Source organism: Albibacterium sp. (assembly GCF_035514885.1).
Taxonomy (GTDB): Bacteria; Bacteroidota; Bacteroidia; order Sphingobacteriales; family Sphingobacteriaceae; genus Albibacterium.
On record NZ_DATJCH010000016.1, the window covers coordinates 1 to 20,903 of the forward strand.

General features: G+C 36.5%; 17 protein-coding genes and 1 tRNA gene. 9 read left to right on the plus strand and 9 right to left on the minus strand.

All coding sequences use genetic code 11. The features are described 5' to 3' along the window. Positions 1–434 precede the first annotated feature (434 nt). The gene (locus tag VL047_RS08545) at positions 435–1,370 is read left to right on the plus strand and encodes a manganese catalase family protein (RefSeq protein WP_325359705.1); all 936 of its coding nucleotides are present in this window, start codon (positions 435–437) and stop codon (positions 1,368–1,370) included. Positions 1,371–1,376: 6 nt separating this feature from the next. After that, a complete protein-coding gene (locus VL047_RS08550) occupies positions 1,377–2,069 on the plus strand; it encodes a DsbA family protein (RefSeq protein WP_325359706.1) in 693 nt (230 codons plus the stop codon). Positions 2,070–2,109: 40 nt separating this feature from the next. On the opposite strand, the gene VL047_RS08555 is transcribed toward VL047_RS08550, so the two are convergent. The 4 genes from VL047_RS08555 to VL047_RS08570 form a co-directional block, all read right to left on the minus strand. Then, positions 2,110–2,946 carry an endonuclease/exonuclease/phosphatase family protein gene (locus VL047_RS08555; protein ID WP_325359707.1) on the minus strand — a complete coding sequence of 279 codons (837 nt, stop codon included), beginning with the start codon at positions 2,944–2,946 and terminating at the stop codon, positions 2,110–2,112. A gap of 145 nt (positions 2,947–3,091) precedes the next feature. Beyond that, positions 3,092–3,165 (minus strand) — tRNA-Ala (locus VL047_RS08560). A 46-nt stretch (positions 3,166–3,211) separates the two neighbouring features. Continuing rightward, the gene (locus VL047_RS08565; protein ID WP_325359708.1) at positions 3,212–4,732 is read right to left on the minus strand and encodes a malate:quinone oxidoreductase; all 1,521 of its coding nucleotides are present in this window, start codon (positions 4,730–4,732) and stop codon (positions 3,212–3,214) included. Positions 4,733–4,824: 92 nt separating this feature from the next. After that, on the minus strand, positions 4,825–5,607 hold the full coding sequence (locus VL047_RS08570) for a TerC family protein (protein WP_325359709.1): 783 nt from the start codon (positions 5,605–5,607) through the stop codon (positions 4,825–4,827). A gap of 190 nt (positions 5,608–5,797) precedes the next feature. Here VL047_RS08570 and VL047_RS08575 point away from each other — a divergent pair, with 190 nt between their 5' ends. Then, entirely contained in the window at positions 5,798–6,706 is a 909-nt protein-coding gene (locus VL047_RS08575) for a DUF6263 family protein (protein WP_325359710.1), read from the plus strand. A 16-nt stretch (positions 6,707–6,722) separates the two neighbouring features. Here VL047_RS08575 and VL047_RS08580 read toward each other — a convergent pair whose 3' ends face one another. The 4 genes from VL047_RS08580 to VL047_RS08595 form a co-directional block, all read right to left on the minus strand. Continuing rightward, positions 6,723–7,253: an adenine phosphoribosyltransferase gene (locus VL047_RS08580; RefSeq protein WP_325359711.1), complete on the minus strand. Its 531-nt coding sequence runs from the start codon at positions 7,251–7,253 to the stop codon at positions 6,723–6,725. After that, positions 7,246–8,127, minus strand: coding sequence for a helix-hairpin-helix domain-containing protein (locus tag VL047_RS08585; protein WP_325359712.1), 882 nt, complete (start codon positions 8,125–8,127; stop codon positions 7,246–7,248). Before VL047_RS08585 ends, VL047_RS08580 begins: the two co-directional genes overlap by 8 nt. A gap of 155 nt (positions 8,128–8,282) precedes the next feature. Continuing rightward, a complete protein-coding gene (locus tag VL047_RS08590; RefSeq protein WP_325359713.1) occupies positions 8,283–9,605 on the minus strand; it encodes a hypothetical protein in 1,323 nt (440 codons plus the stop codon). A gap of 124 nt (positions 9,606–9,729) precedes the next feature. After that, positions 9,730–12,522, minus strand: a complete 2,793-nt coding sequence (locus VL047_RS08595; protein WP_325359714.1) for a TonB-dependent receptor — start codon at positions 12,520–12,522, stop codon at positions 9,730–9,732. 263 nt (positions 12,523–12,785) lie between these two features. Between VL047_RS08595 and VL047_RS08600 the strand changes: the two genes are divergently transcribed. From VL047_RS08600 to VL047_RS08610, 3 genes are all read left to right on the plus strand, one after another. After that, positions 12,786–15,053 carry an aconitate hydratase gene (locus tag VL047_RS08600; RefSeq protein WP_325359715.1) on the plus strand — a complete coding sequence of 756 codons (2,268 nt, stop codon included), beginning with the start codon at positions 12,786–12,788 and terminating at the stop codon, positions 15,051–15,053. Positions 15,054–15,187: 134 nt separating this feature from the next. Further along, positions 15,188–15,400 carry a hypothetical protein gene (locus VL047_RS08605; protein WP_325359716.1) on the plus strand — a complete coding sequence of 71 codons (213 nt, stop codon included), beginning with the start codon at positions 15,188–15,190 and terminating at the stop codon, positions 15,398–15,400. 129 nt (positions 15,401–15,529) lie between these two features. Beyond that, positions 15,530–15,856 carry a DUF3276 family protein gene (locus VL047_RS08610; RefSeq protein WP_325359717.1) on the plus strand — a complete coding sequence of 109 codons (327 nt, stop codon included), beginning with the start codon at positions 15,530–15,532 and terminating at the stop codon, positions 15,854–15,856. Between the two features lie 63 nt (positions 15,857–15,919). Here VL047_RS08610 and VL047_RS08615 read toward each other — a convergent pair whose 3' ends face one another. Next, on the minus strand, positions 15,920–16,099 hold the full coding sequence (locus VL047_RS08615; RefSeq protein WP_325359718.1) for a DUF5670 family protein: 180 nt from the start codon (positions 16,097–16,099) through the stop codon (positions 15,920–15,922). Positions 16,100–16,209: 110 nt separating this feature from the next. Here VL047_RS08615 and pyrR point away from each other — a divergent pair, with 110 nt between their 5' ends. The 3 genes from pyrR (at position 16,210) to VL047_RS08630 (ending at position 20,895) form a co-directional block, all read left to right on the plus strand. Continuing rightward, on the plus strand, positions 16,210–16,761 hold the full coding sequence (pyrR, locus tag VL047_RS08620) for a bifunctional pyr operon transcriptional regulator/uracil phosphoribosyltransferase PyrR (protein ID WP_325359719.1): 552 nt from the start codon (positions 16,210–16,212) through the stop codon (positions 16,759–16,761). Positions 16,762–16,790: 29 nt separating this feature from the next. Beyond that, entirely contained in the window at positions 16,791–17,729 is a 939-nt protein-coding gene (locus VL047_RS08625; protein WP_325359720.1) for an aspartate carbamoyltransferase catalytic subunit, read from the plus strand. Positions 17,730–17,865: 136 nt separating this feature from the next. Continuing rightward, complete coding sequence (locus tag VL047_RS08630; RefSeq protein ID WP_325359721.1) at positions 17,866–20,895, plus strand: tetratricopeptide repeat protein; 3,030 nt, start codon at positions 17,866–17,868, stop codon at positions 20,893–20,895. Positions 20,896–20,903 lie beyond the last annotated feature (8 nt).

Sequence of the window (20,903 nt, forward strand, 5' to 3'; positions counted from 1 at the left end):
GGAAGCCCCTCTTCGATTTCTTTTACGATTTGCTTTGCAAATCGAGCACCAAATTTACGATGCGGTTTCTTGCCTTGCGGCGTTTCATTCCTTTCCATACTACTCGGTTAGAGTGTATAGCTTTTTTAGGAACGAGACAAATAATTGTTCGATTCCTATTCAATTCACAAGCAAGACCATTAGAAATGAACGAGCGCCTACACATTAAATCGTGTAGGCGCTCGTTCATTTCTAATTAAATTTTTGAGTTTATTTTTCTGGTTTACCTCTAAGGAATAGAATAATAAAAAGCAATCCGTATAAGACTATTGTTTTATGTAAAAACCCCATAGTGGTACGTACTTTTACGGCTTTTTTTTATTTCTGATAACTAAATCAATTATACATTGTAGTAAAAGGTAAACAATATATTCTATTTATTTAATCACTATAATATGTTTCATCATGTAAAAGAATTGCAATTTAACGCAAGAGTATCAAAACCAGATCCACGTTTTGCCCGACTTCTCTTAGAACAGTTTGGTGGCGGAAATGGAGAACTTAAAGCTGCAATGCAGTATTTCGTTCAGGCATTTAGCTGCAAAACGCCATATCCAGACAAGTATGATCTTTTGATGGATATCGCGACCGAAGAATTTAGTCATTTAGAAATCGTAGGTTCTACTATTCAAATGCTATTGACAGGAGTTAATGGTGAATTAAAAGATGCGGCAGATCAAGAAGAAATCATGAGTTTATTGGATGGACAATCTGCAAAAGAAGGATTTATCCATGAAGCCATGGTGAACCCTCAATTTGGGGTTCTATCAGGAGGTGGACCAACATTAACGGATAGTAACGGAGTGCCTTGGACAGGTTCTTATGTAAATGCAAATGGAGATTTAAGTGTGGATTTACGTTCAAATATCGCTGCGGAATCTCGAGCAAAGATTGTTTATGAATATCTGATGAAATTTACCGACGATCCCTATGTAAAGGAAACATTGGGCTTTCTTATGACAAGAGAAGTTGCACATTATCAGATGTTTGAAGCAGCATTGAATTCAATTCAACCTAATTTTCCTCCCGGAGTTTTACAAAGTGACCCAAGATATAGTAATCGCTATTATAATATGTCTTCAGGAGCAGATTTCCGAGGTCCTTGGAACGAAGGAGCCAGCACTCAAATGGGTGAGGCATGGCAATACTGTGAAGATCCTTTAGCAGAAGTAGAAAAAACAAATGGCCTTATCGATTTAGAGCCTGAGGGAACTGAACGAACTGCTAAAAGTGTGGAAAAAGCGGATAAAGAGTTAAGTAAAATTCGCAGTACTGAAATTAATTCAGCAACACCAATGGAAGATATTCAATGGAGTCTCTATAAAAAATAGGTAGAAATGGACAACAAAAAAGACACAGGAGATTCGATAGAAGTAATAATATATACGGATCCCCTGTGTTGTTGGAGTGTAGCCTTACAACCCCATATTAATAGTTTAAGAGAGAATTTAGACGCGGCAATCAACATTAGATATTGCTTGGCAGGGATGATTCCTGATTGGAATTCATTTACCGACCCTCTTAATTCTGTTATAAAGCCCGCACAGATGGGCCCGGTGTGGATGGAAGCAAAATATATAACCAATACAGAAATCGATGACAGCATTTGGATCACAGATCCTCCATCTTCTTCATTTCCCCCTTGTATAGCAATAAAAACTGCCGGACTTCAATCCAAAGAAGCCGAAGTATCAATGTTGCTTGCTTTAAGAGAAGCTGTAACGAAAAGAGGACTGAATATTTCTAAAGAAGAAGTGCTTTCTAAAGTCGCACACGAATTAGCAGTTGAGTTTCCAACTTTATTTGATGTGAATCAATTCAGAAAAGAATATAATCAACCCGCAAGTCGAGATGCACTTCGTAAAGATATGAATGAAATTAAATTACACCGGATAACCCGATTCCCTACCTTAATCATAAAGAAAAAGGGATATCAAAGTACCATGATAACTGGCTATAGGCCATATGATGTCTTACTATCTGCCTTTTCCTATCTCAATTCTAAACAAAAAGTAAGTAGCGCAACCTAAATATAAATAGGTTAGAATTGTGAAAAACAAAAGCTGTAACTTAATATTTAAGTATAAACTCAAAATAAATAGGCACATGATCGGAGATCAACCTTGCTTCACCTAAATCAAAAAATGCTTTATAAAAAGGGATTATACCGGCGGCAACAAACCTAACTTTTGCTTGATTATAAAAGAAATTATCAAACTCAGAAGCCATGCAATCGCCATTATTACATTTCTGCTTTAAGGAAGTTTTGACATCCTCTAATGAAGGGAGATAGCCCATTTTCTTTAATGGATTAAATACAGTATGTGATTGAGGCAAATTAAAATCACCACAAAAGATAAGATTATCTCCTGGGTAGAACTTAGGGAAAAACTTAAAGTACTTCACTTCCGTTTCTGGTTTCATTGATTTTGTGATGGCATGAAAATTCACAAGTGTAAAGACCTTTCCATCTGCTGATAACCTAATAAAGAAAGGCTCTCTGTCTATTTTTTGGCTATATTTCTTTTCAAGCCATGCATCACCAACTTTTTGCAATTTATTAGTCTTCCAGATATAGGCATATCTTTCAGTTTTATACGCCGAGCCGGACGTCGGTTCACTAATAGAATAATCCCAGTTTGTACCTTTTTTATTTAAAACAGCGTGTAAGCGGGCAACAGCCTGAGCTCCCCCATAACCGGCAACAATCTCTTGAATAGCTATTACATCGAAATCTTTAATCGTATTAGCAATGAATTCTATCTCCTGATCATTTTTACTTTGTCCAAAGTCTTTTAAATTCCAAGAGCCAATAGTTATTGTTGACTGTCCATAAACAGAAAGGGATACAACAAAGAGAAGGGCAATAAGAAAGAGTTTCTTTGAAAGGTATTCTAATATATTCATTTCACTTTGATGTAAATAAAATCATATCAAACATACTTGTTAATCATTTTCCAAGTATTCCGATGCACTGCTAGGTTTAATGTAAATAAATTAATATCAATAAAAAAGCACCTATCCGATTTAATGGATAAGTGCTTTTTTTAAGTGGAGATTACCGGAGTCGAACCGGTGACCTCTTGCCTGCCAGGCAAGCGCTCTAGCCAGCTGAGCTAAACCCCCATTGCGACCGCAAATCTAATTAAAGATTTAAGATATGCAAAACCTATTATATACTGATTTCCTCTTTTTCGTTTAGCTCTAAAATAGCAGCACTGCGTGCACGCATTTTAGCAGTTAATTCAGCATCTTTTGCCAACGAGTGGCCATATGAAGGGATTAAAGCCTGTAACTTAGTCTTCCATTCCTTTTGTTTCATCTGTTTCGGGAAACATTTTGAGAGAACATCCAACATAATGGAAACTGCGGTTGACGCTCCAGGAGAAGCCCCTAATAAAGCTGACAATGACCCTTCGGCATTGGTAACTACTTCGGTTCCAAACTCTAGCTTACCACCGTGTTCTTCATCTTTTTTAATTACCTGTACACGCTGACCTGCATATTCTAATTCCCAATCCTCCATTTTCGCAGTTGGAACGTAGTATTGTAATGTTTTAATACGGTCTTCTGGCGACTGTCTTACTTCATTAATTAAATAGCGAGTAAGAGCAATATTATCCAATCCGGCTGCTATCATCGGCCTGATATTTCCAATTTTAATAGAAGTTGCCAAATCAAGGTACGAGCCATTCTTCAGAAACTTTGTTGAGAAACCTGCATAAGGTCCAAACAACAATGCTTTCTTACCATCAATAAAGCGGGTATCTAAATGGGGAACCGACATGGGTGGTGCTCCAATTGCAGCTTTACCGTAAACTTTAGCGTGGTGCTCTTTTATTACTTCCGGATTAACGCATTTCAACCATTGTCCGCTAACCGGGAAACCGCCAAAGCCCTTTGCTTCAGGGATTCCTGATTTTTCAAGAAGCAATAATGATCCGCCACCAGCACCAATAAATACGAAATTCGCTGTTATTACTTTCTTTCTGCGGGTTGTTAGGTTTTTCACTTCTATTTCCCAACGTCCGTCTTCATCCTTTTGAATATCTTGCACTTCATGAGCTAAACGCATCTCAACGCCGTCCTGAGAACTTAAATAATGCAACATGGCACGAGTTAAAGCACCAAAGTTGACATCTGTTCCTATATCAATACGGGTTGCAGCAATCTTCTCCTCTTTATTTCTGCCATCCATGATTAAAGGAACCCATTCTTTAATTTTATCAAAGTTTTCAGAATAAACCATTCCTTGAAACAAGTGGCTCTGTTGCATGGCATCGTAACGTTTCTTTAAGAAGGAAACATTATTTTCTCCTACCACCAAACTCATATGTGGAATAGAATGAATAAACTTATCTGGCATAGAAATAAGTCCCATTTCAACTAAAGATGCCCAAAATTGCTTGGATACTTCGAAAGATTCAGCAATATGAAGTGCTTTATCAATTGAAATAGAACCGTTAGAATTTTGTGGAGTATAATTCAATTCACATAGAGCAGAGTGTCCTGTTCCTGCATTATTCCATGCTGCAGAACTTTCAGCTGCAACTTCATCTAAACGTTCTAGTATTTGTATTTTAGCTTCCGGCATTAATTGTTTTAACAGAACGCCGAGAGTTGCGCTCATAATGCCCGCTCCTATTAATACAATATCTGCATTAACAGCAGTTTTTCTTTGTTTTTTAGTCATTTCTTTATAGAAAAATCGTGCAAAAGTACGATGTTTATATTAATTCTAAAACTATGCCAAAGAAAAAACTGACAGAAAGTACAATAGTTTACTTATTGGTCTTTTGTTTTAGATCGCGTATTTGGAGCAATTGTACGCGTTTTTTTAGATTTCAGATTCAGAACTTCCACTAAAACAGAGAATGCCATCGCAAAGTAAATATATCCTTTAGGAATATGCTGTTCAAATGCCTCGGCAGTTAATGAAACACCTATCAGTAGGAGAAATGCCAGGGCTAACATTTTAACAGATGGATGCTTATTTACAAAATCACTGATTGAACCTGCCGATACCATCATTACTATTACGGCTATGATTACAGCAGCAATCATTACTGCAATTTCATCTGCCATACCAACCGCGGTTATAACCGAGTCTAATGAGAAAACAACGTCTAATACTAAGATTTGAAAGATTACGTTACCGAATGTCACCTTATTTTTCGGCACCAAATCGTCATGTTCCTCTCCTTCCATCCTACCATGTATTTCAACTGTGCTTTTATAAATCAGGAACAATCCACCCAAAAGAAGAATAATATCCCTACCGGAGAAATCGAGTTTATCAAACCAAAAACCTGTATCCTGCCCGAAGATTTCGGCAACATTAAACCAAGGTTTTGTTAATGACATAATCCAGCTAATGGAAAGCAACAGCAATACCCGGGTAATCATTGCCAGTGCCAAACCTATTTGGCGGGCTTTTTTTTGTTGATCATCAGGAAGTTTATTGCTGAGAATAGATATGAAAACAATGTTATCAATACCTAGTACAATTTCTAATACTGTTAATGTTGTAAGCGATACCCAAATTTCCGGATTAGAAATCCACTCCATAATGCTATATTTTTCACAAAACTATTAAAATAACTTTTTCTAAATTGAATTGTTTTTACCTTATTATATACATCCACTAAAATATTACAATATGACATTCTCGAACCTTCGTTCATTTCTTTTTAAATGAGTGGCATTGTTTTGGCTTAACCAAGATAAAGATATATTTTTACAGAAATTTAGTCACTTTATGAAATTCCTTCTCGCTGTTGCTTTATTGCTTTCCTTTAGCTTTAACAACTTATCAGCTCAAGATATTGACAGTTTATCCGCTCAGGATGTTGATAGCCCCAAATTAGATTTACACCTCAATCTGCTGGCGGGTGATTCCTATTTATATTCAATTTCTACTGACCAAAAGATGACTCAAGAGATTACAGGAAACCAAATAGAGATGAATCAGAAGTCGAATATCGACTATAAATATACGGTAGAAAGCAACGATGGGGAGTCGATAAAGATTAAAGCAACCTGCGAAAAAATGCAATTATCTATTGATTATCCTGGAAATCAAATTGAATATGACTCAGAATTGAAAGGCAGTGATAGTCGTTTAGCCGGTCTTGATAACATCACCAGAAAATCATTCTATCTTTTCCTGGACACTAAGGGGAATATTTACAAAACAGAAGGTTTTAAAGAACTTGGAGATGAATTTAAGTCGAACGAATTTGGAGATGAATTTCGGTCAAATGAACTTATAAAGAATCTATTTACAGATTCAGCTTTAATCACCTCATTACATATGGACATTTATCCTGATAATCCTATTTCTATAGGTACGAGCTGGAAAAAATTATCTCACCTTAACTTGATGAGTGGTAAACTGCAAAACGATATTAATTATACACTGGAAGGCACAAGTGAGGATATAGCGTGGATTAATGTGAAGGGCGATATTTCTGGACTAGTTGATAACTCCTCTTTTAAAATAGATTTAAAAGGTACTCAAACCGGAACTCTTGAAACTGATCTGCAAAGCGGATTAATTTCAGATGGGACCATACAAATGGAGATTGAAGCGAATATCCAATCACTTGACTTGGTTAGCCCTATGAAACTATCTTCTGAAACCAGAATATCCAGTAGGAAGCTGTAATAATTAATTCTTTTATTTAGTAATAAGATACTGACGAAAAGATATTATCACAAAAAGGCCTAATCTTTTCAGCACCTTTTAGAAAATCTAAATTGATTACAAAGGCAAAAGCAGCAATTTCACCACCCATCATCTGAATAAGCTTACTTGTAGCGACAACTGTTCCCCCCGTTGCCAGTAAATCATCGTGAACCAATAAACGGGCTCCGGGTTTGAATGCATCCTTGTGAATTTCTATAGATGCAGAACCATATTCAAGATCGTAGCGTTGTTGATAAGTATCAGCAGGCAATCTCCCTTGTTTACGAATGGGAATAAAGGGTAATCCTAACTTATTCGCTAGTAGGAAACCAAATAAGAAGCCGCGACTTTCAATACCCACAACGGCATCCAGTTTTAAATCTTTACATTGATCTGCAAATTTGTCGACAATATCAGAACATAGCTGATAGTCTTTTAAAATGGGTGTAATATCTTTAAAAACAATGCCGGGCTTTGGGAAATCATGTATATCCCGTATGGTCTCTTTGAGTCTCTCTTCAATCATCTGTAAAACTTAAATACGGGACAATTTTACGCAAAAATTCTTCATTTATGATTTCAATATTCAATAATTCCGAATCTTGAAGATAATTTCCATGCTGATTGCGGTACTGAACAATTGCATTGGCTTTTTTGGCACTGACATAAGGATGCTTGGAAAGTTCTTGGTAACTTACTGTATTAATATTAATCTTATTAACCTTGGTTGAATCTGCATAAATATTGTCCTGTATATTTCTAAATCTTTCTTCATCCATTCCATATACTTCTAATAGCTGCGAGTTTGTGTAAAACCCTCCGATCAGATCTCTGAAACGAATAATACGCGATGCAAATACAGGCCCAATACCCCGAAGCTCCTGTAGCTCTAAAGAGTCTGTTGCATTAAGTTCAATTAAAAATTGAGCTACAGGTTGAATATAGTTTGATTCACCTGTTGTTGGTTTGAAAGCACTCTCTTTCCGATCATTCCTTTCCTTAAGATTAATATAAGGTGATAGACGTATAAAATCTTGTTCGTTTATAGCATAGATCTTTGTAAAATCGTCTTTAGTATAAAACCTTCCGCCTTTTGCAACGTAGTTATGAATCATTCGTATTTGATAATCTGATAAGCCTAACCGTCGTGCTTCGTCTACGGTTAGCTCATTAGGATTAAAAGGAAAATACTCTGGTTCGAGCTTAGAGTTTACACTTGAAGAATTAATATTTGTTACCTGAGACTGTCTTGCCAAAAAACGATGAATCTCTTCTTCTCGTAAAGCGAAATCAGGATCAGGCTTTACAGGTCGGACTATTCGATAAATATCGGGTAAGAACCAGAGGAAGACAACAACAACAGTTAAAAGCGAAAGTCCTTGCAACTCCTTTCTATTCATAGAAAAGTGTTTATCAAACCATTTTCCCATAATATCAGGTTAATTACGAATATATATAAGAAAAAGAGTGAAAGCAAAAAAGTCTGCGCAAGCGCAGACTTTATATTCCCCGAATCTAAAGGATGAATTTTAAAAAGGGAGGCCTTTATACATATTTAGTCAACTTTTGCCCAACTTCCAACTGAAACCCAGTTGTCGTTTGCTGGAACTGCCCCTTGGTATTTAGCAGAAGTAAACCAAGCATCAAGAGTTTTAGGATCCAATGCGTTTGCTTCTGTTGTTCCAAGATATTTACCACTAATGAAAGCTGGCTTAACAAGCAGGTCTGCCACATTGCTAACTTCGGCACTAAATAATTTATCTCCTGTAAATGCTGCACCTGCAGTATTTTTGAAGCTCCATGATTTTGGTCCGTACACTGAAGAGTTTGCAAAGATCAATGAACCAGCTTCCATGTTAGCCAAAGTTTCATCGTGCTCAACCTCTACTCCGCTTGAGAAACCATAAGTTACGAAATTATGTAATTTACCTTTTGTTCCTTCACGTAATTTGATTGCTCTTGTTTTTCCAGATTCAGGATTGCTTTCTAAATCATCACCTGTTTGAGCGATTAATGAACCTACAAGTGTAACGTTAGATAAAGTTGGCTCCGAAAAAGGTGTTGCACTCCTATTGCTACCATTATTATCTGCTTCAATACCACGATCAGCTAAGATATCGCCTTGTACAGCAACCCAGAACTGTCCTTTACCTCTCCATCCGTAAGTCCAGTCAAAAGAATCATCTTGTGCACCATAAACTACAGCATATTTAACATTCACTGTTCCACCGAAGAATTCAATACCGTCATCTCCACCGTGATAAACTGCGATATGCTCAACAGTTGTACCTGATCCTACACCTTCAAAAGTAAAACCATTATGCTCTTTTTCTGAAGTAGATTTCTTACCGGTATATTCCGCACGTACATATTTCAATGTCCCTGAACTATGATTTTCTTCTGTTCCTCCATAAGAAATACCTTGTCCCATTTCAGAAAGTGCGGTACCTCCTGTAACGTTGATAGGCGCTTTACCAGTTAAGATAATACCGCCCCAATCCTGTGCTTGCGGACTAGCTTTTCCAGAAGTAAACACAATAGGTGCTTCTGCAGTACCAACAGCTTCGATCTTAGAATTCGGATCGATTAATAAATAAGCTGCTGATCCATCATTAGGATCAGATTTTACAGTTACACCTTCTTGAATGGTTAAAACTGCACCATCCACAACGTGAACTCCTCCTTTTAGAAAGTACGTATTTCCTTTTGTTAAAGTAGTATTTGTACTGATATCACCAGTAAGAGTTGCATTGTTTTCTAATTCACCACCATTACCCGGATTTGGAGTAATCGGATTATCATCTTTTGAACAAGAAGCAAATAACACACATGCGCTAAGCGCTATTGCCACTGATTTTGTAATTCTAACTCTTTTCATTTTCTTTTATTTTATTTAACTTAATTTGCTTTGCTTTTTATTTCTATCACAAAGGAACTATTCAACTATTAACTAATTATTAAGAAATCTTAAACCTTTAAATCTGGTTAAAGATTGTTTGTTTTTAAAAATTGTAACTCAATGAAGCACCTAGGGTTAAGCCTTTTTTAAACTCTGAAAAACTTAGATTCTGACTGTCGAATTCTTGCTCAAACTTGACAGCAGGATTTAGGATATTTGAGATTGAAATATCAAAACCAAAGTGATTATTAAATGAAGTATTGATTTGCATATCCAATGAATTGAACGGCATCTCAAAAATATCACCGGCACCTTGTGAGCCTGCAACGAATAAGCGTTTACCAAATGTGCTGTAAGCCACGGTGAACATCGTATTGGTTGTTTTAGTCCAATCTGCCTTATAAGATAGATCTAGATTAACAAGATAAGGAGAAGCACCGTACAGTGACCTTGCCCTATTGGTAGGTGCAACAGGACTACCCTGTTTGCTTAGTTCAAGGATACGCTCATCTTCAAATTGAATTTTGTTATACATATACGAGCCGTTAAAGCCGATAGATGCATTTGCTAAAACTTTGGATTCAGTTTGGAACAGGCTTCCTAAATTTCTGTTAAACTCTAACTCTACTCCTGCAATTATTGCTTGATTGGAGTTTACATAGGAGAATATCGCTTCTGATGAAGCTAGTTGCATCATCTCGATTGGGTCTTTAATATATTTACCGAATAAAGAAACTGCCATTAACTCACCGCGTGAAGGATAGAATTCATACTTTAAATCCAGGTTGTAATTTGAACTATTTTTTAAATATGGATTACCCTGCTGCTCTGCTGTAGCAGTAGCGTTATTTAGACGAAAAGGAGCAACTTCAACAAACAGAGGTCTTGACATGGTACGACTACCTGCTAGTAGAATATTTGACTTTTCATTTAGCAAATATTTCAAAGTAGCACCTGGTAAGATATCTACTTGTGAAATAGTATTGTTTCTAAATGGAGCATCTTCTGCATCTCTTCCTGTTTTATAATCAAGGGACTGATTAGATATTTCTGCACGAATACCGGCTACTAAATTCCACTTATCATTCCAGTTAAAGTTAAAATTAACGTAAGGTGCTGCAATTCCTAAGTTTGCGTTGTACTTGTTGGCAGCATAATACGTTTCTTTATATTCCCAGTCTCCTGATTCTAAATTAGACTCACTTAGTTCTGCATCAACATCATTTAAGTCAACCACATTGCGATTCATAATACGTGTGTCGATTTGTCGGGCTGCAAAATCACGGAATTTGTATTTTGCATTCACTCCTAACTGATAGTTCTTTAGGGCAGATGTTTCATTTTTAGGCTTGACATCTAATTCTACTTTTCCTGAAGCCTCATCATCATTGAGTTCAGAAAAGAAACGATGATTATCAGCATTATTGCGATTTGATAAAATATAGCCTTGTGAACCTTCTTCAAAAGTATTTTGAACGCGATCCGGAATTGAACCGATGGTTTTTGTATAACCAACTGCCCATGTTAATTTCAATCTATCTGAAAAGTCATAATTACTATTTAACTGTCCGGCGAATAAATCATTCTGAACCAAGGTATTGCGTCTACCCATAATACTATTATCAATATCGGCATGTGTACCAACATTCTCAAAAACATTATCGTTTGATTGGTTAACTACCAAACCTGTAAACGTATAGTTTGAATGGTTATTAGGTCCATACGTCAAAGACATTAAAGCTGTTGAGTTAGTTCTGTATCCATAATTATGTGTATCATAATGATAGCTTGGTGAGGCCTGAGCATTATACAGAGCACTTGTTCCATCCTCATACGAATAACCAACTTTATGTCCTAGATTAAATAAATATCCAATCCGCTTATCGTTCTTTAAAAAGAATCTATTACCTCCTGCGATAGAAATCCCTCTATTTATTGGTGCTGTAGTTGAATAGGGAGTCCAATCTGTATTAAAGCCCGGATTCATTAAAGCACCTCCTTCAGAAGAATTGTAACTATTAGTCTGCGCAACAATCGCCGGCATTTCTCTTCTGCTTTTATCAAAGCCAAAGAATCCGCGGGTTGCTCTTGGAGACATTAGAAAATCGCTTTTGCCTGTAACGATTGAATTGTATCCAGATGATAGGGATACTTTAAAGTAAGGTTTGGAAGGATATCCCTTAGTTACGATATCTACTGTTCCTCCGGAGAAGTCACCATAAAATGGAGTGGTATATGATTTTACTACAGCAATGTTCTCAACAATAGAACTCGGGAAAATATCCAGCGGAATAAGTTTCATATCCGGATTCGTTGAAGGAATTGGCAAACCATTTAATGTTGCATTGTTATAACGATCGCCCAAACCTCGTACAAACAATGCTTTATTATTACCCATTGAAACTCCAGAAACCTGAGCTATACCTTCGCTTACATCGCCGAGCCCTTTTCTGTCCATTTCCTGTGCACCAATTTTCTGTACAACAGTGGTAGCATTTTTACGCTCTGCTATTAAAGCTGTAGCATTTTGCATATTAGCACGAGCAGTAATTGTTACACTTTCCATTTGAGTAGATTCAGACCTCAATGTAACAGCTACTTCAAGTGTTTTTCCATTTTCGATAACGATCGGCAATGTTTGCGGTTGATAACCTATGTAGGTAACAATTAAATTATAGGGTCCGGGAGTTACATCGGCAAGTTGGAATTTTCCATTCAGATCAGTTGCCGCTCGGGAAAGCGTTCCTTGTAAACTGATATTCCCTCCAATAATTGTTTCTTTAGTTGTGGCATCGGTTACTATTCCGTTAACCGAACCCTTCTGCGCATAAACACTATGAGTTGCGAGAAGAAAAATTGCAAGAGCTGCAATTCTGTTAAAAATTTGTACGTTCATCCTTTGTTTAAATTCTGCTACAAAGAAATGGTTGTACTATGAACTAAACATTACCAAAGAATTAAGTTACCTTAACGCTTAGGTTAACTTAATGTTAAAGCCCTCACCGTGCTTAGTTATAATATTGTAATTATACTCAAAGGAAACTCTATATTATGAGATTTTTTGTAAATTCGCAACAATTTTGGCTGGTTTAGTGCCTTATATGTACCAATTTCAGCCATAATCACCCAACAATATACATTTTAAACAATAATAATATTATGGCATTTGATATCGAAATGATAAAAAGTGTTTACCAACGATTTGAAGGTCGCATTGATGCAGCTCGTAGATCTGTTGGCAAACCGCTCACTCTTACTGAAAAAATATTGTATGCTCACCTTTGGACGGGTGAAACAAATACTGCTTATGAAAGAGGTCAGGATTATGTAGATTTTGCACCAGACCGCGTAGCCATGCAAGATGCAACGGCTCAAATGGCTTTATTGCAATTTATGCAGGCAGGCCGCCCTCAAGTAGCTGTTCCTTCAACCGTTCACTGTGACCATTTAATACAGGCAAAAGTTGGTGCGGATGCCGATTTAGCAATCGCAAATGAGCAGAATCGGGAGGTTTATGATTTTTTAGCTTCGGTTTCAAATAAATATGGCATTGGTTTCTGGAAACCAGGTGCTGGAATTATTCATCAGGTTGTTCTAGAAAACTATGCATTTCCGGGTGGAATGATGATCGGTACAGATTCACATACTCCAAACGCCGGCGGATTAGGAATGATCGCTATTGGAGTTGGTGGCGCAGATGCTTGTGATGTAATGGCAGGCTTACCTTGGGAGCTGAAGTTTCCGAAATTAATTGGAGTTAAACTAACCGGAAGACTTTCGGGATGGACTTCTGCTAAAGACGTTATCCTTAAAGTTGCAGGTATCCTGACTGTAAAAGGTGGAACAGGTGCTATTGTAGAATACTTCGGCGAAGGAGCTCGTACACTTTCTGCAACAGGAAAAGGAACCATCTGTAATATGGGTGCTGAAATTGGTGCTACCACTTCTATCTTTGGTTATGATGAAAAATCAGAAGCTTATTTAAGAGGAACTGAACGTGGCGATGTAGCTGATTTAGCAAATCAAATTAAGCAACACTTGACAGGCGATGATGAAGTATATCAAAGTCCTGAACTATATTTTGATCAGGTTATTGAAATTAACCTTTCTGAATTAGAGCCTCACGTTAACGGACCATTTACTCCCGATTTAGCTTGGCCTATCTCTCAATTTGCAGCAGCAGTTAAAGAAAACAACTGGCCAGATAAATTAGAAGTTGGTTTAATCGGTTCATGTACTAACTCATCTTACGAAGATATCAGCAGAGCTGCTTCATTGGCACAACAAGCATTAGAAAAGGATTTAGTAGTTCAATCTGAATATACAGTTACACCAGGATCTGAGCTTGTACGCTATACAATTGAACGCGATGGCTTCTTAGATACTTTTGAAAAGATTGGCGGATCTGTACTTGCTAATGCTTGTGGACCTTGTATTGGTCAATGGGCACGTCACGGTGCTGATAAAAAGGAAAGAAACTCAATCGTTACTTCTTTCAATAGAAATTTTGCAAAACGTAATGATGGCAACCCAAATACACACGCGTTTGTAGCTTCTCCGGAAATAACAACTGCTTTAGCAATTGCTGGTAGACTATCTTTTAACCCATTAACAGACACTTTAACAAATTCTAAAGGAGAACAAGTTAAACTTGACGAACCTTCTGGATTAGAAATGCCAACCAAAGGTTTTGCAGTTGAAGATGCTGGATACCAGGCACCGGCAGAGAATGGTGAAGGTGTACAAGTAATTGTAAATCCTACTTCGGATCGCTTACAACTTTTAGATCCTTTTAAACCTTGGAACGGACAAGATTTAATTGGCTTGAGATTGTTAATTAAAGCTGAAGGTAAATGTACTACGGATCATATTTCAATGGCTGGACCTTGGTTAAAATACCGTGGTCACATTGATAATATTTCTAATAACATGCTTATCGGAGCCATTAACTTTGTAAATGGAAAGGCAGATAGCGTTAAGAACCAACTTACAGGTGAATATGGAGCTGTGCCGGCAACTCAACGTGCTTATAAAGCAGCTGGCATTGATACCATTGTAGTAGGTGATGAAAATTATGGTGAAGGTTCATCTCGTGAACATGCAGCCATGGAACCTCGCCATTTAGGTGTTCGTGTAATATTGGTGAAATCTTTTGCCCGTATCCACGAAACGAACCTTAAGAAACAAGGTATGCTGGGTATCACGTTTGATAATCCAAACGATTATGACTTAGTTCAAGAGGATGACCGCATTGATATTATCGGATTAACAGAATTTGCTGTTGGAAAACCTTTAACAGTGGTACTTCACCATGCCGACGGCACCATGGATTCTTTCAGCGTAAATCATACGTATAACGAACCTCAAATTGAATGGTTTAAAGCAGGAGGTGCCCTAAACATCATCCGCCAAAATCAACTTACATAATCCATTCTATTTTATATTACAAAAAAAGGCCTTCTTATTTGAGAAGGCCTTTTTTGTAATACCTTAATTTAACAATAGGATAATATATGCTTCATAATGCAGCGTTATCTTTGGTATAATAAATTAAATAAATTATGAGTGGTTTAAATTTAGAAATTTCTGAAAGAGAGTATATAATTAAGCTTGATAGAGGAAGTTATTCCTTATCAACTTTAGATCGAGTGATAAAAAGAATCCAAAACGACTGCAATAACATCGTTTTTATAGATCAAGACCTTAGTAGTGATGTTCGAAGCCATATAAACGACCATTATTTTGATGATTATGACCATCTATCCGAAAAGTAGATTTAGGAAAAGCAAAATATAATCTCTATTTGATGAAATTATCCTTATTTCATCAAGTATTATTTGCATCTTTTCAAATTAATCATTTATATTTATAGCAAAAATTATAACTTATATAAATATTTTCAAATGGGAGATTTTGACAAGAGAGATCGGGAAGAGGTTTTTTCTAAAAAAGTGAGAGCAGGGAAACGCACCTATTTTTTCGATGTAAAGGCTACACGAGCTAACGATTATTACTTAACAATTACGGAAAGTAAAAAAAGACTAGAAGATGGTGTATTTATTAAACATAAAATATTTCTATATAAAGAAGATTTCGAAAAGTTTGTTGAAGGATTGAACGAAACAGTAGAATATATTAAAGAGAATCAAGAAGTTGTTGAAAAACGTTATGAATTCTCTGAGAATGGATTTTCAAGTTCTGAAGATAAGGCAGACGATTTTAGTTATTAAAAAAACTAATATATATAAAAAGAGAGCCTGATATGTATATACATATCAGGCTCTCTTTTTATATTATAAATCTCTTCCCTGGTCAATTCTCTTATTCTTTCCTTTGATCAGGCTCAATACAATTAAGAATAAACCTATAATAAGTAAAGCATTAATAGCTACTCCAATTACTTTAAAGATTAATCCAATTCCCCAAAAAATCAACAAGATTATTCCAATTACAATTAAGGTATTTCTCATCATTTCAATTTTTAAATTGTTTTAAATCATTTATAGCAAATAGACGTCCAAACATTGCTAAATCTATGATTATTCTAAAAATAATTACTATTTTTGACCAAATAACACCTCTGATGCAAAATTCAATTCTGTTAAGCGGCACCAAATTCCAAATCACCATACAACGTCTTTGTCACCAATTGATTGAGAACCATCAAGACTTCTCAAATTCAGTAATCGTAGGCATCCAGCCACGTGGGGGCTATTTAGCCAATCGCATTGTTCAGGAATTAAAAAAGATACTTTCTGTAGGCGACATCCCGTCAGGAGATTTGGATATTACTTTCTTTCGTGATGATTTCCGAATGAAAGGAAGCTTACCTTTGTCTCCCAGCAGCACCAACATGAACTTTATAGTAGAAAATAAAAAGGTTATTTTGGTAGATGATGTACTATGGACAGGTAGAACGATTAGATCTGCCTTAGACGCTATACAGTCTTTTGGAAGGCCTCAGAAAGTTGAACTTCTAGTCTTGGTTGATCGTCGTTTTGCAAGACACTTACCGATCGAACCAGATTATGTAGGCTTACCTATTGATTCTATCAATTCTCAAAAAGTAATCGTTAGCTGGGAAGAAACGGATAAAATAGATCAGGTATTATTATTGAATGAGGAAAACAATTAATATAAATAATCTTAATTCAAACACAAGGCATGAAAGAAGCAATAGAGCAACTTAGCACCCGCCATTTATTGGGAATTAAGGATCTGAATGCAAACGACATCCAACTTATCTTAGAAACTGCTCAAACATTTAAAGATGTTTTGAACAGGCCCATTAAGAAGGTGCCGTCTCTACGCGATATTACCATTGCCAATATTTTCTTTGAAAACTCTACCCGGACCCGCCTTTCATTTGAACTTGCAGAAAAAAGGCTTTCTGCAGATATTGTTAACTTCTCAGCTTCTTCTTCTTCAGTAAGTAAAGGAGAAACGCTTATAGATACCGTAAATAATATCCTAGCCATGAAGGTGGATATGGTAGTGCTTCGTCACCCCTACCCGGGCGCAGGCGTATTCTTGAAAAATCATATTGGAGCACAAATTGTCAATGCTGGTGATGGGGCACATGAGCATCCTACTCAGGCATTGCTTGATTCTTTCTCAATCATTGAAAAACTAGGAGAAATAAGAGGCAAGAAGATTGCTATTATTGGCGATATTCTTCATTCTCGGGTAGCATTATCTAATATTCTATGCCTAAAAAAACTGGGTGCAGAAATAATGGTATGCGGTCCCACCACTTTAATTCCGAAGTATATTAAATCATTGGGGGTAAAAGTGGAACACAATTTATTAAATGCATTAAACTGGTGCGATGTAGCGAATATGCTGCGCATACAATTAGAAAGACAGGATATTTCTTATTTTCCTTCATTAAGAGAATACTCAATGTTATATGGGCTAAATAAGCAAATTTTGGATTCATTGAATAAGGAAATTATCATCATGCACCCAGGGCCAATAAATAGAGGAGTAGAAATTACAAGTGATGTGGCAGATAGTAAACATTCAATTATATTGGATCAAGTTGAAAATGGTGTGGCGGTAAGGATGGCGGTATTATACCTGCTGGCAGCACAACGTGGTTAATCAGCCATATCTCAAAAATTAAAATACAATTATATTTTTTAAGAGTTATTACCGTTATCTTAATGGTCTTTCTTTATTAAATATTAAACAAACATTAATAATCATCTTATCTTAGCACAAAGCAATATTGAATAACATGTTTAAAAAGTTTACTCAAATTACTCTCGCACTTAGCTTAATTGCAGGAGGAGTTTATGCTCAACAAAGTGCCTGGCAAGAAATTGACAAGGCATACAAAAGTGGGATGGAACTCTACGAACGAGGAAAATACGTAGCTGCAGCAAAGCAATTTGATAAAGTTGAAACCACTAGAATAAGGTCAGTTATTCAGGAAGATGAGCAAGCACAGGTTAGCCTACTAAAAGAGAAAGCCCGTTTCTACCAAGCGGTATGTGCTCTTGAAGTTGGAAACAAGGATGCTGAAGACCTATTCATGAAATACATAAAAGACTATCCTACAAGCTCCAATACAAAAGCAGCTTATTATCAGGTAGGTCGATCTTATTTTGCGCAGACAAACTATGACAAAGCCATTGAATGGTTTGAGAAACTAGATGGAACTGCGTTAACAGGTTCAGAAAGTTCGGAATATCGCTTTAAACTAGCTTACTCCTATTTTAAAAAAGACAGAAATAGTGAGGCGAAACCAATGTTTGAACGTTTAAAAAACGAACGTTCTGCTTATAATGAATCAGCTATCTACTATTATGCATATTTAGCTTATTTAGATGGTGAATATAAAACGGCATTATCTGAATTTGAAAGACTAAAAGGATCCAAACAATTTGAAAATAGCTATCCCTATTACATTGCATCGCTATACTATTTAGATGGTCGTTATGATGATGTATTGGCCTATGCTATTCCAATCCTTGAAACAACTAACCAAGAAAGTGAAACAGATTTGTTTAGAATAGTTGGAGCAACCTACTTTTCTAAAGGCGATCTGGCAAACTCAAAGATTTACTACGATAAATATCAGGCTGCCGACCAAGGTAAAACCCAAAGCAATCAAGACACCTATAATATCGGATATATTGCTTTTAAAAATGGCAATAACGAAAAGGCAATTGCAGAACTAGAAAAACTTGATCAGCCTGAAGCTTATTATCAGGCAGGTATGATCACGTTAGGAGATGCATTTCTTAAAGCTAAGAATAAAGAAAGTGCTCGTAATGCTTTCTTTAGAGCTTCTAAGTTAGATTTCGATCCTCAATTAAAGGAAGAAGGTGCATTAAATTATGCTAAATTATCTTACGAGCTTGAATTCCACCAGGTAGCTTTAGAGGCTACTCAGGAATACTTGAGAACTTATCCAACTTCCACCAAAATAAATGAAGCGAAAACCTTATTAGCAGAGATCCTACTAAGTACAAAAAACTACAATGACGCTGTTGATATCTTAGAAACCATCGCCAATAGAAGCCCAGAGGCAAATGCTGCTTATCAAAAGGTAACCTATTTCCGCGGATTAGAGCATTATAATGAACGTGCTTTTGAGAATGCCATTTCTCTATTTATGCGTTCAGAAAGTCATCCTATAGATCCGGAAATACAGGCTTTAGCCACTTACTGGAAAGCAGAAGCAATGTATGAGGTTCGTAAATATGGAGAAGCAGTAGTAAACTTCGACCGTTTCTTACGCTATCCGGCAGCTAAATCAACTTCTGTTTATAACTATGCAAACTATGCTCTGGCTTATGCAGCCTACAGGAATTCATCTTTTAGCACAGCAGCTAATTATTTCGAGAGATTCCTTGCTTCAGGAGATGCTGATGTAAATACCCGCAATGATGCGATTGCACGATTAGGCGACTCATACTTCTCCTTAAGAAGCTATGACCGGGCATTGGCACAATACAATAAACTTATTACAAGTAAAGCAAGTAGTGAGGATTATGCTCTTTATCAACGTGGTATTATTCAAGGTTTACAAGGCCAGGTTGATACGAAGATTGCGACACTTCTAGATCTACAACAAAAATTTCCAAATTCAAACTATTCAGACGATGCTGCATTTGAGATTCCTTATTCACATTTTTTAAGAGGAGATTACGATGTAGCAATAACCGGTTTGCAACAGATGGTTGAAGATTATCCACGAAGCAGCTATGTTCCACGAGCTCTCGTAACCATTGGTTTAGTACATTACAATAATAAAGAGAATGATGAAGCAATAGGCATATTCAAACGCGTAGTAGATGAGTATTCTACAACAGATGAAGCAAAACTTGCTTTGAAATCTATTCAGAATATTTACATAGATAATGGAGATGCGCAGGGATATCTAAGTTATGCGCTTAGCACAAACATTGGTGATTTAACAACCGCAGAACAAGATAATATTACTTTTCAAGCTGCGAATGGCCTGTTTGTTCGTGGAGAATTCGCAGCAGCCGTAGAAGCTATCAATGCTTACTTCGATAAGTTTCCTAAACCAATCCAAGAGAAATTTGCTCGGTTCATTAGAGCGGAAAGTTTATGGAGAACCGGTAAACCTACCGAAGCTCTTCACGATTACAACATCATTCTAAACGACTGGACAAGCCCTTATACAGAACGGACATTATTAAGTGTATCTGAATTACACCTTCAGCTTAAACAATATAATGAAGCTGTTGCTACACTGAAGAAGCTTGAATTAACCGCAGATTATAAAGCTAATTACGGCTTCGCTATAAACAACCTGATGCTTTGTTATTTCATGATGGGCGACATGGACGAAGCGTTAAAATATGCCAACTTCGTAATAGGCTATGAAAAATCTTCTCAAGAAGAGGTTGCAAAAGCACACCTATTCGCAGGAAAAGCTTACTTAGCAAAAGATGATAAAGCATCGGCTAAGAAAGAGTTCGATTTGGCAGCGAAAGGCAGTCAGACCATCGTCGGAGCTGAAGCTAAATACAATTACGGTCAGCTTCAATTTGACGAAAAAGGTATTCTTGCAGCTCAGAAAACGGCTTTCGATTTAATTAAAAATATGCCTTCATACGATTACTGGGTAGCAAAAAGCTTTATTCTATTAGCAGATACCTATGTTGCTTTAAAAGATGATTTCCAAGCAAAAAGCACATTAGAAAGTATCATCGAAAATTATGAGAAAAAAGACGATGATATTATTCCGGAGGCAACAAAACGTTTAGATCAAATTAACAATAAGAAATAAGCCATGAT

Excerpts from the sequence above, each read along its gene's own strand:
- VL047_RS08545 (WP_325359705.1), top strand. The coding sequence starts at position 435 with ATGTTTCATCATGTAAAAGAATTGCAATTTAACGCAAGAGTATCAAAA.
- VL047_RS08550 (WP_325359706.1), top strand. The coding sequence starts at position 1,377 with ATGGACAACAAAAAAGACACAGGAGATTCGATAGAAGTAATAATATAT.
- VL047_RS08555 (WP_325359707.1), bottom strand. The coding sequence starts at position 2,946 with ATGAATATATTAGAATACCTTTCAAAGAAACTCTTTCTTATTGCCCTT.
- VL047_RS08565 (WP_325359708.1), bottom strand. The coding sequence starts at position 4,732 with ATGACTAAAAAACAAAGAAAAACTGCTGTTAATGCAGATATTGTATTA.
- VL047_RS08570 (WP_325359709.1), bottom strand. The coding sequence starts at position 5,607 with ATGGAGTGGATTTCTAATCCGGAAATTTGGGTATCGCTTACAACATTA.
- VL047_RS08575 (WP_325359710.1), top strand. The coding sequence starts at position 5,798 with ATGAAATTCCTTCTCGCTGTTGCTTTATTGCTTTCCTTTAGCTTTAAC.
- VL047_RS08580 (WP_325359711.1), bottom strand. The coding sequence starts at position 7,253 with ATGATTGAAGAGAGACTCAAAGAGACCATACGGGATATACATGATTTC.
- VL047_RS08585 (WP_325359712.1), bottom strand. The coding sequence starts at position 8,127 with ATGAATAGAAAGGAGTTGCAAGGACTTTCGCTTTTAACTGTTGTTGTT.
- VL047_RS08590 (WP_325359713.1), bottom strand. The coding sequence starts at position 9,605 with ATGAAAAGAGTTAGAATTACAAAATCAGTGGCAATAGCGCTTAGCGCA.
- VL047_RS08595 (WP_325359714.1), bottom strand. The coding sequence starts at position 12,522 with ATGAACGTACAAATTTTTAACAGAATTGCAGCTCTTGCAATTTTTCTT.
- VL047_RS08600 (WP_325359715.1), top strand. The coding sequence starts at position 12,786 with ATGGCATTTGATATCGAAATGATAAAAAGTGTTTACCAACGATTTGAA.
- VL047_RS08605 (WP_325359716.1), top strand. The coding sequence starts at position 15,188 with ATGAGTGGTTTAAATTTAGAAATTTCTGAAAGAGAGTATATAATTAAG.
- VL047_RS08610 (WP_325359717.1), top strand. The coding sequence starts at position 15,530 with ATGGGAGATTTTGACAAGAGAGATCGGGAAGAGGTTTTTTCTAAAAAA.
- VL047_RS08615 (WP_325359718.1), bottom strand. The coding sequence starts at position 16,099 with ATGATGAGAAATACCTTAATTGTAATTGGAATAATCTTGTTGATTTTT.
- pyrR (WP_325359719.1), top strand. The coding sequence starts at position 16,210 with ATGCAAAATTCAATTCTGTTAAGCGGCACCAAATTCCAAATCACCATA.
- VL047_RS08625 (WP_325359720.1), top strand. The coding sequence starts at position 16,791 with ATGAAAGAAGCAATAGAGCAACTTAGCACCCGCCATTTATTGGGAATT.
- VL047_RS08630 (WP_325359721.1), top strand. The coding sequence starts at position 17,866 with ATGTTTAAAAAGTTTACTCAAATTACTCTCGCACTTAGCTTAATTGCA.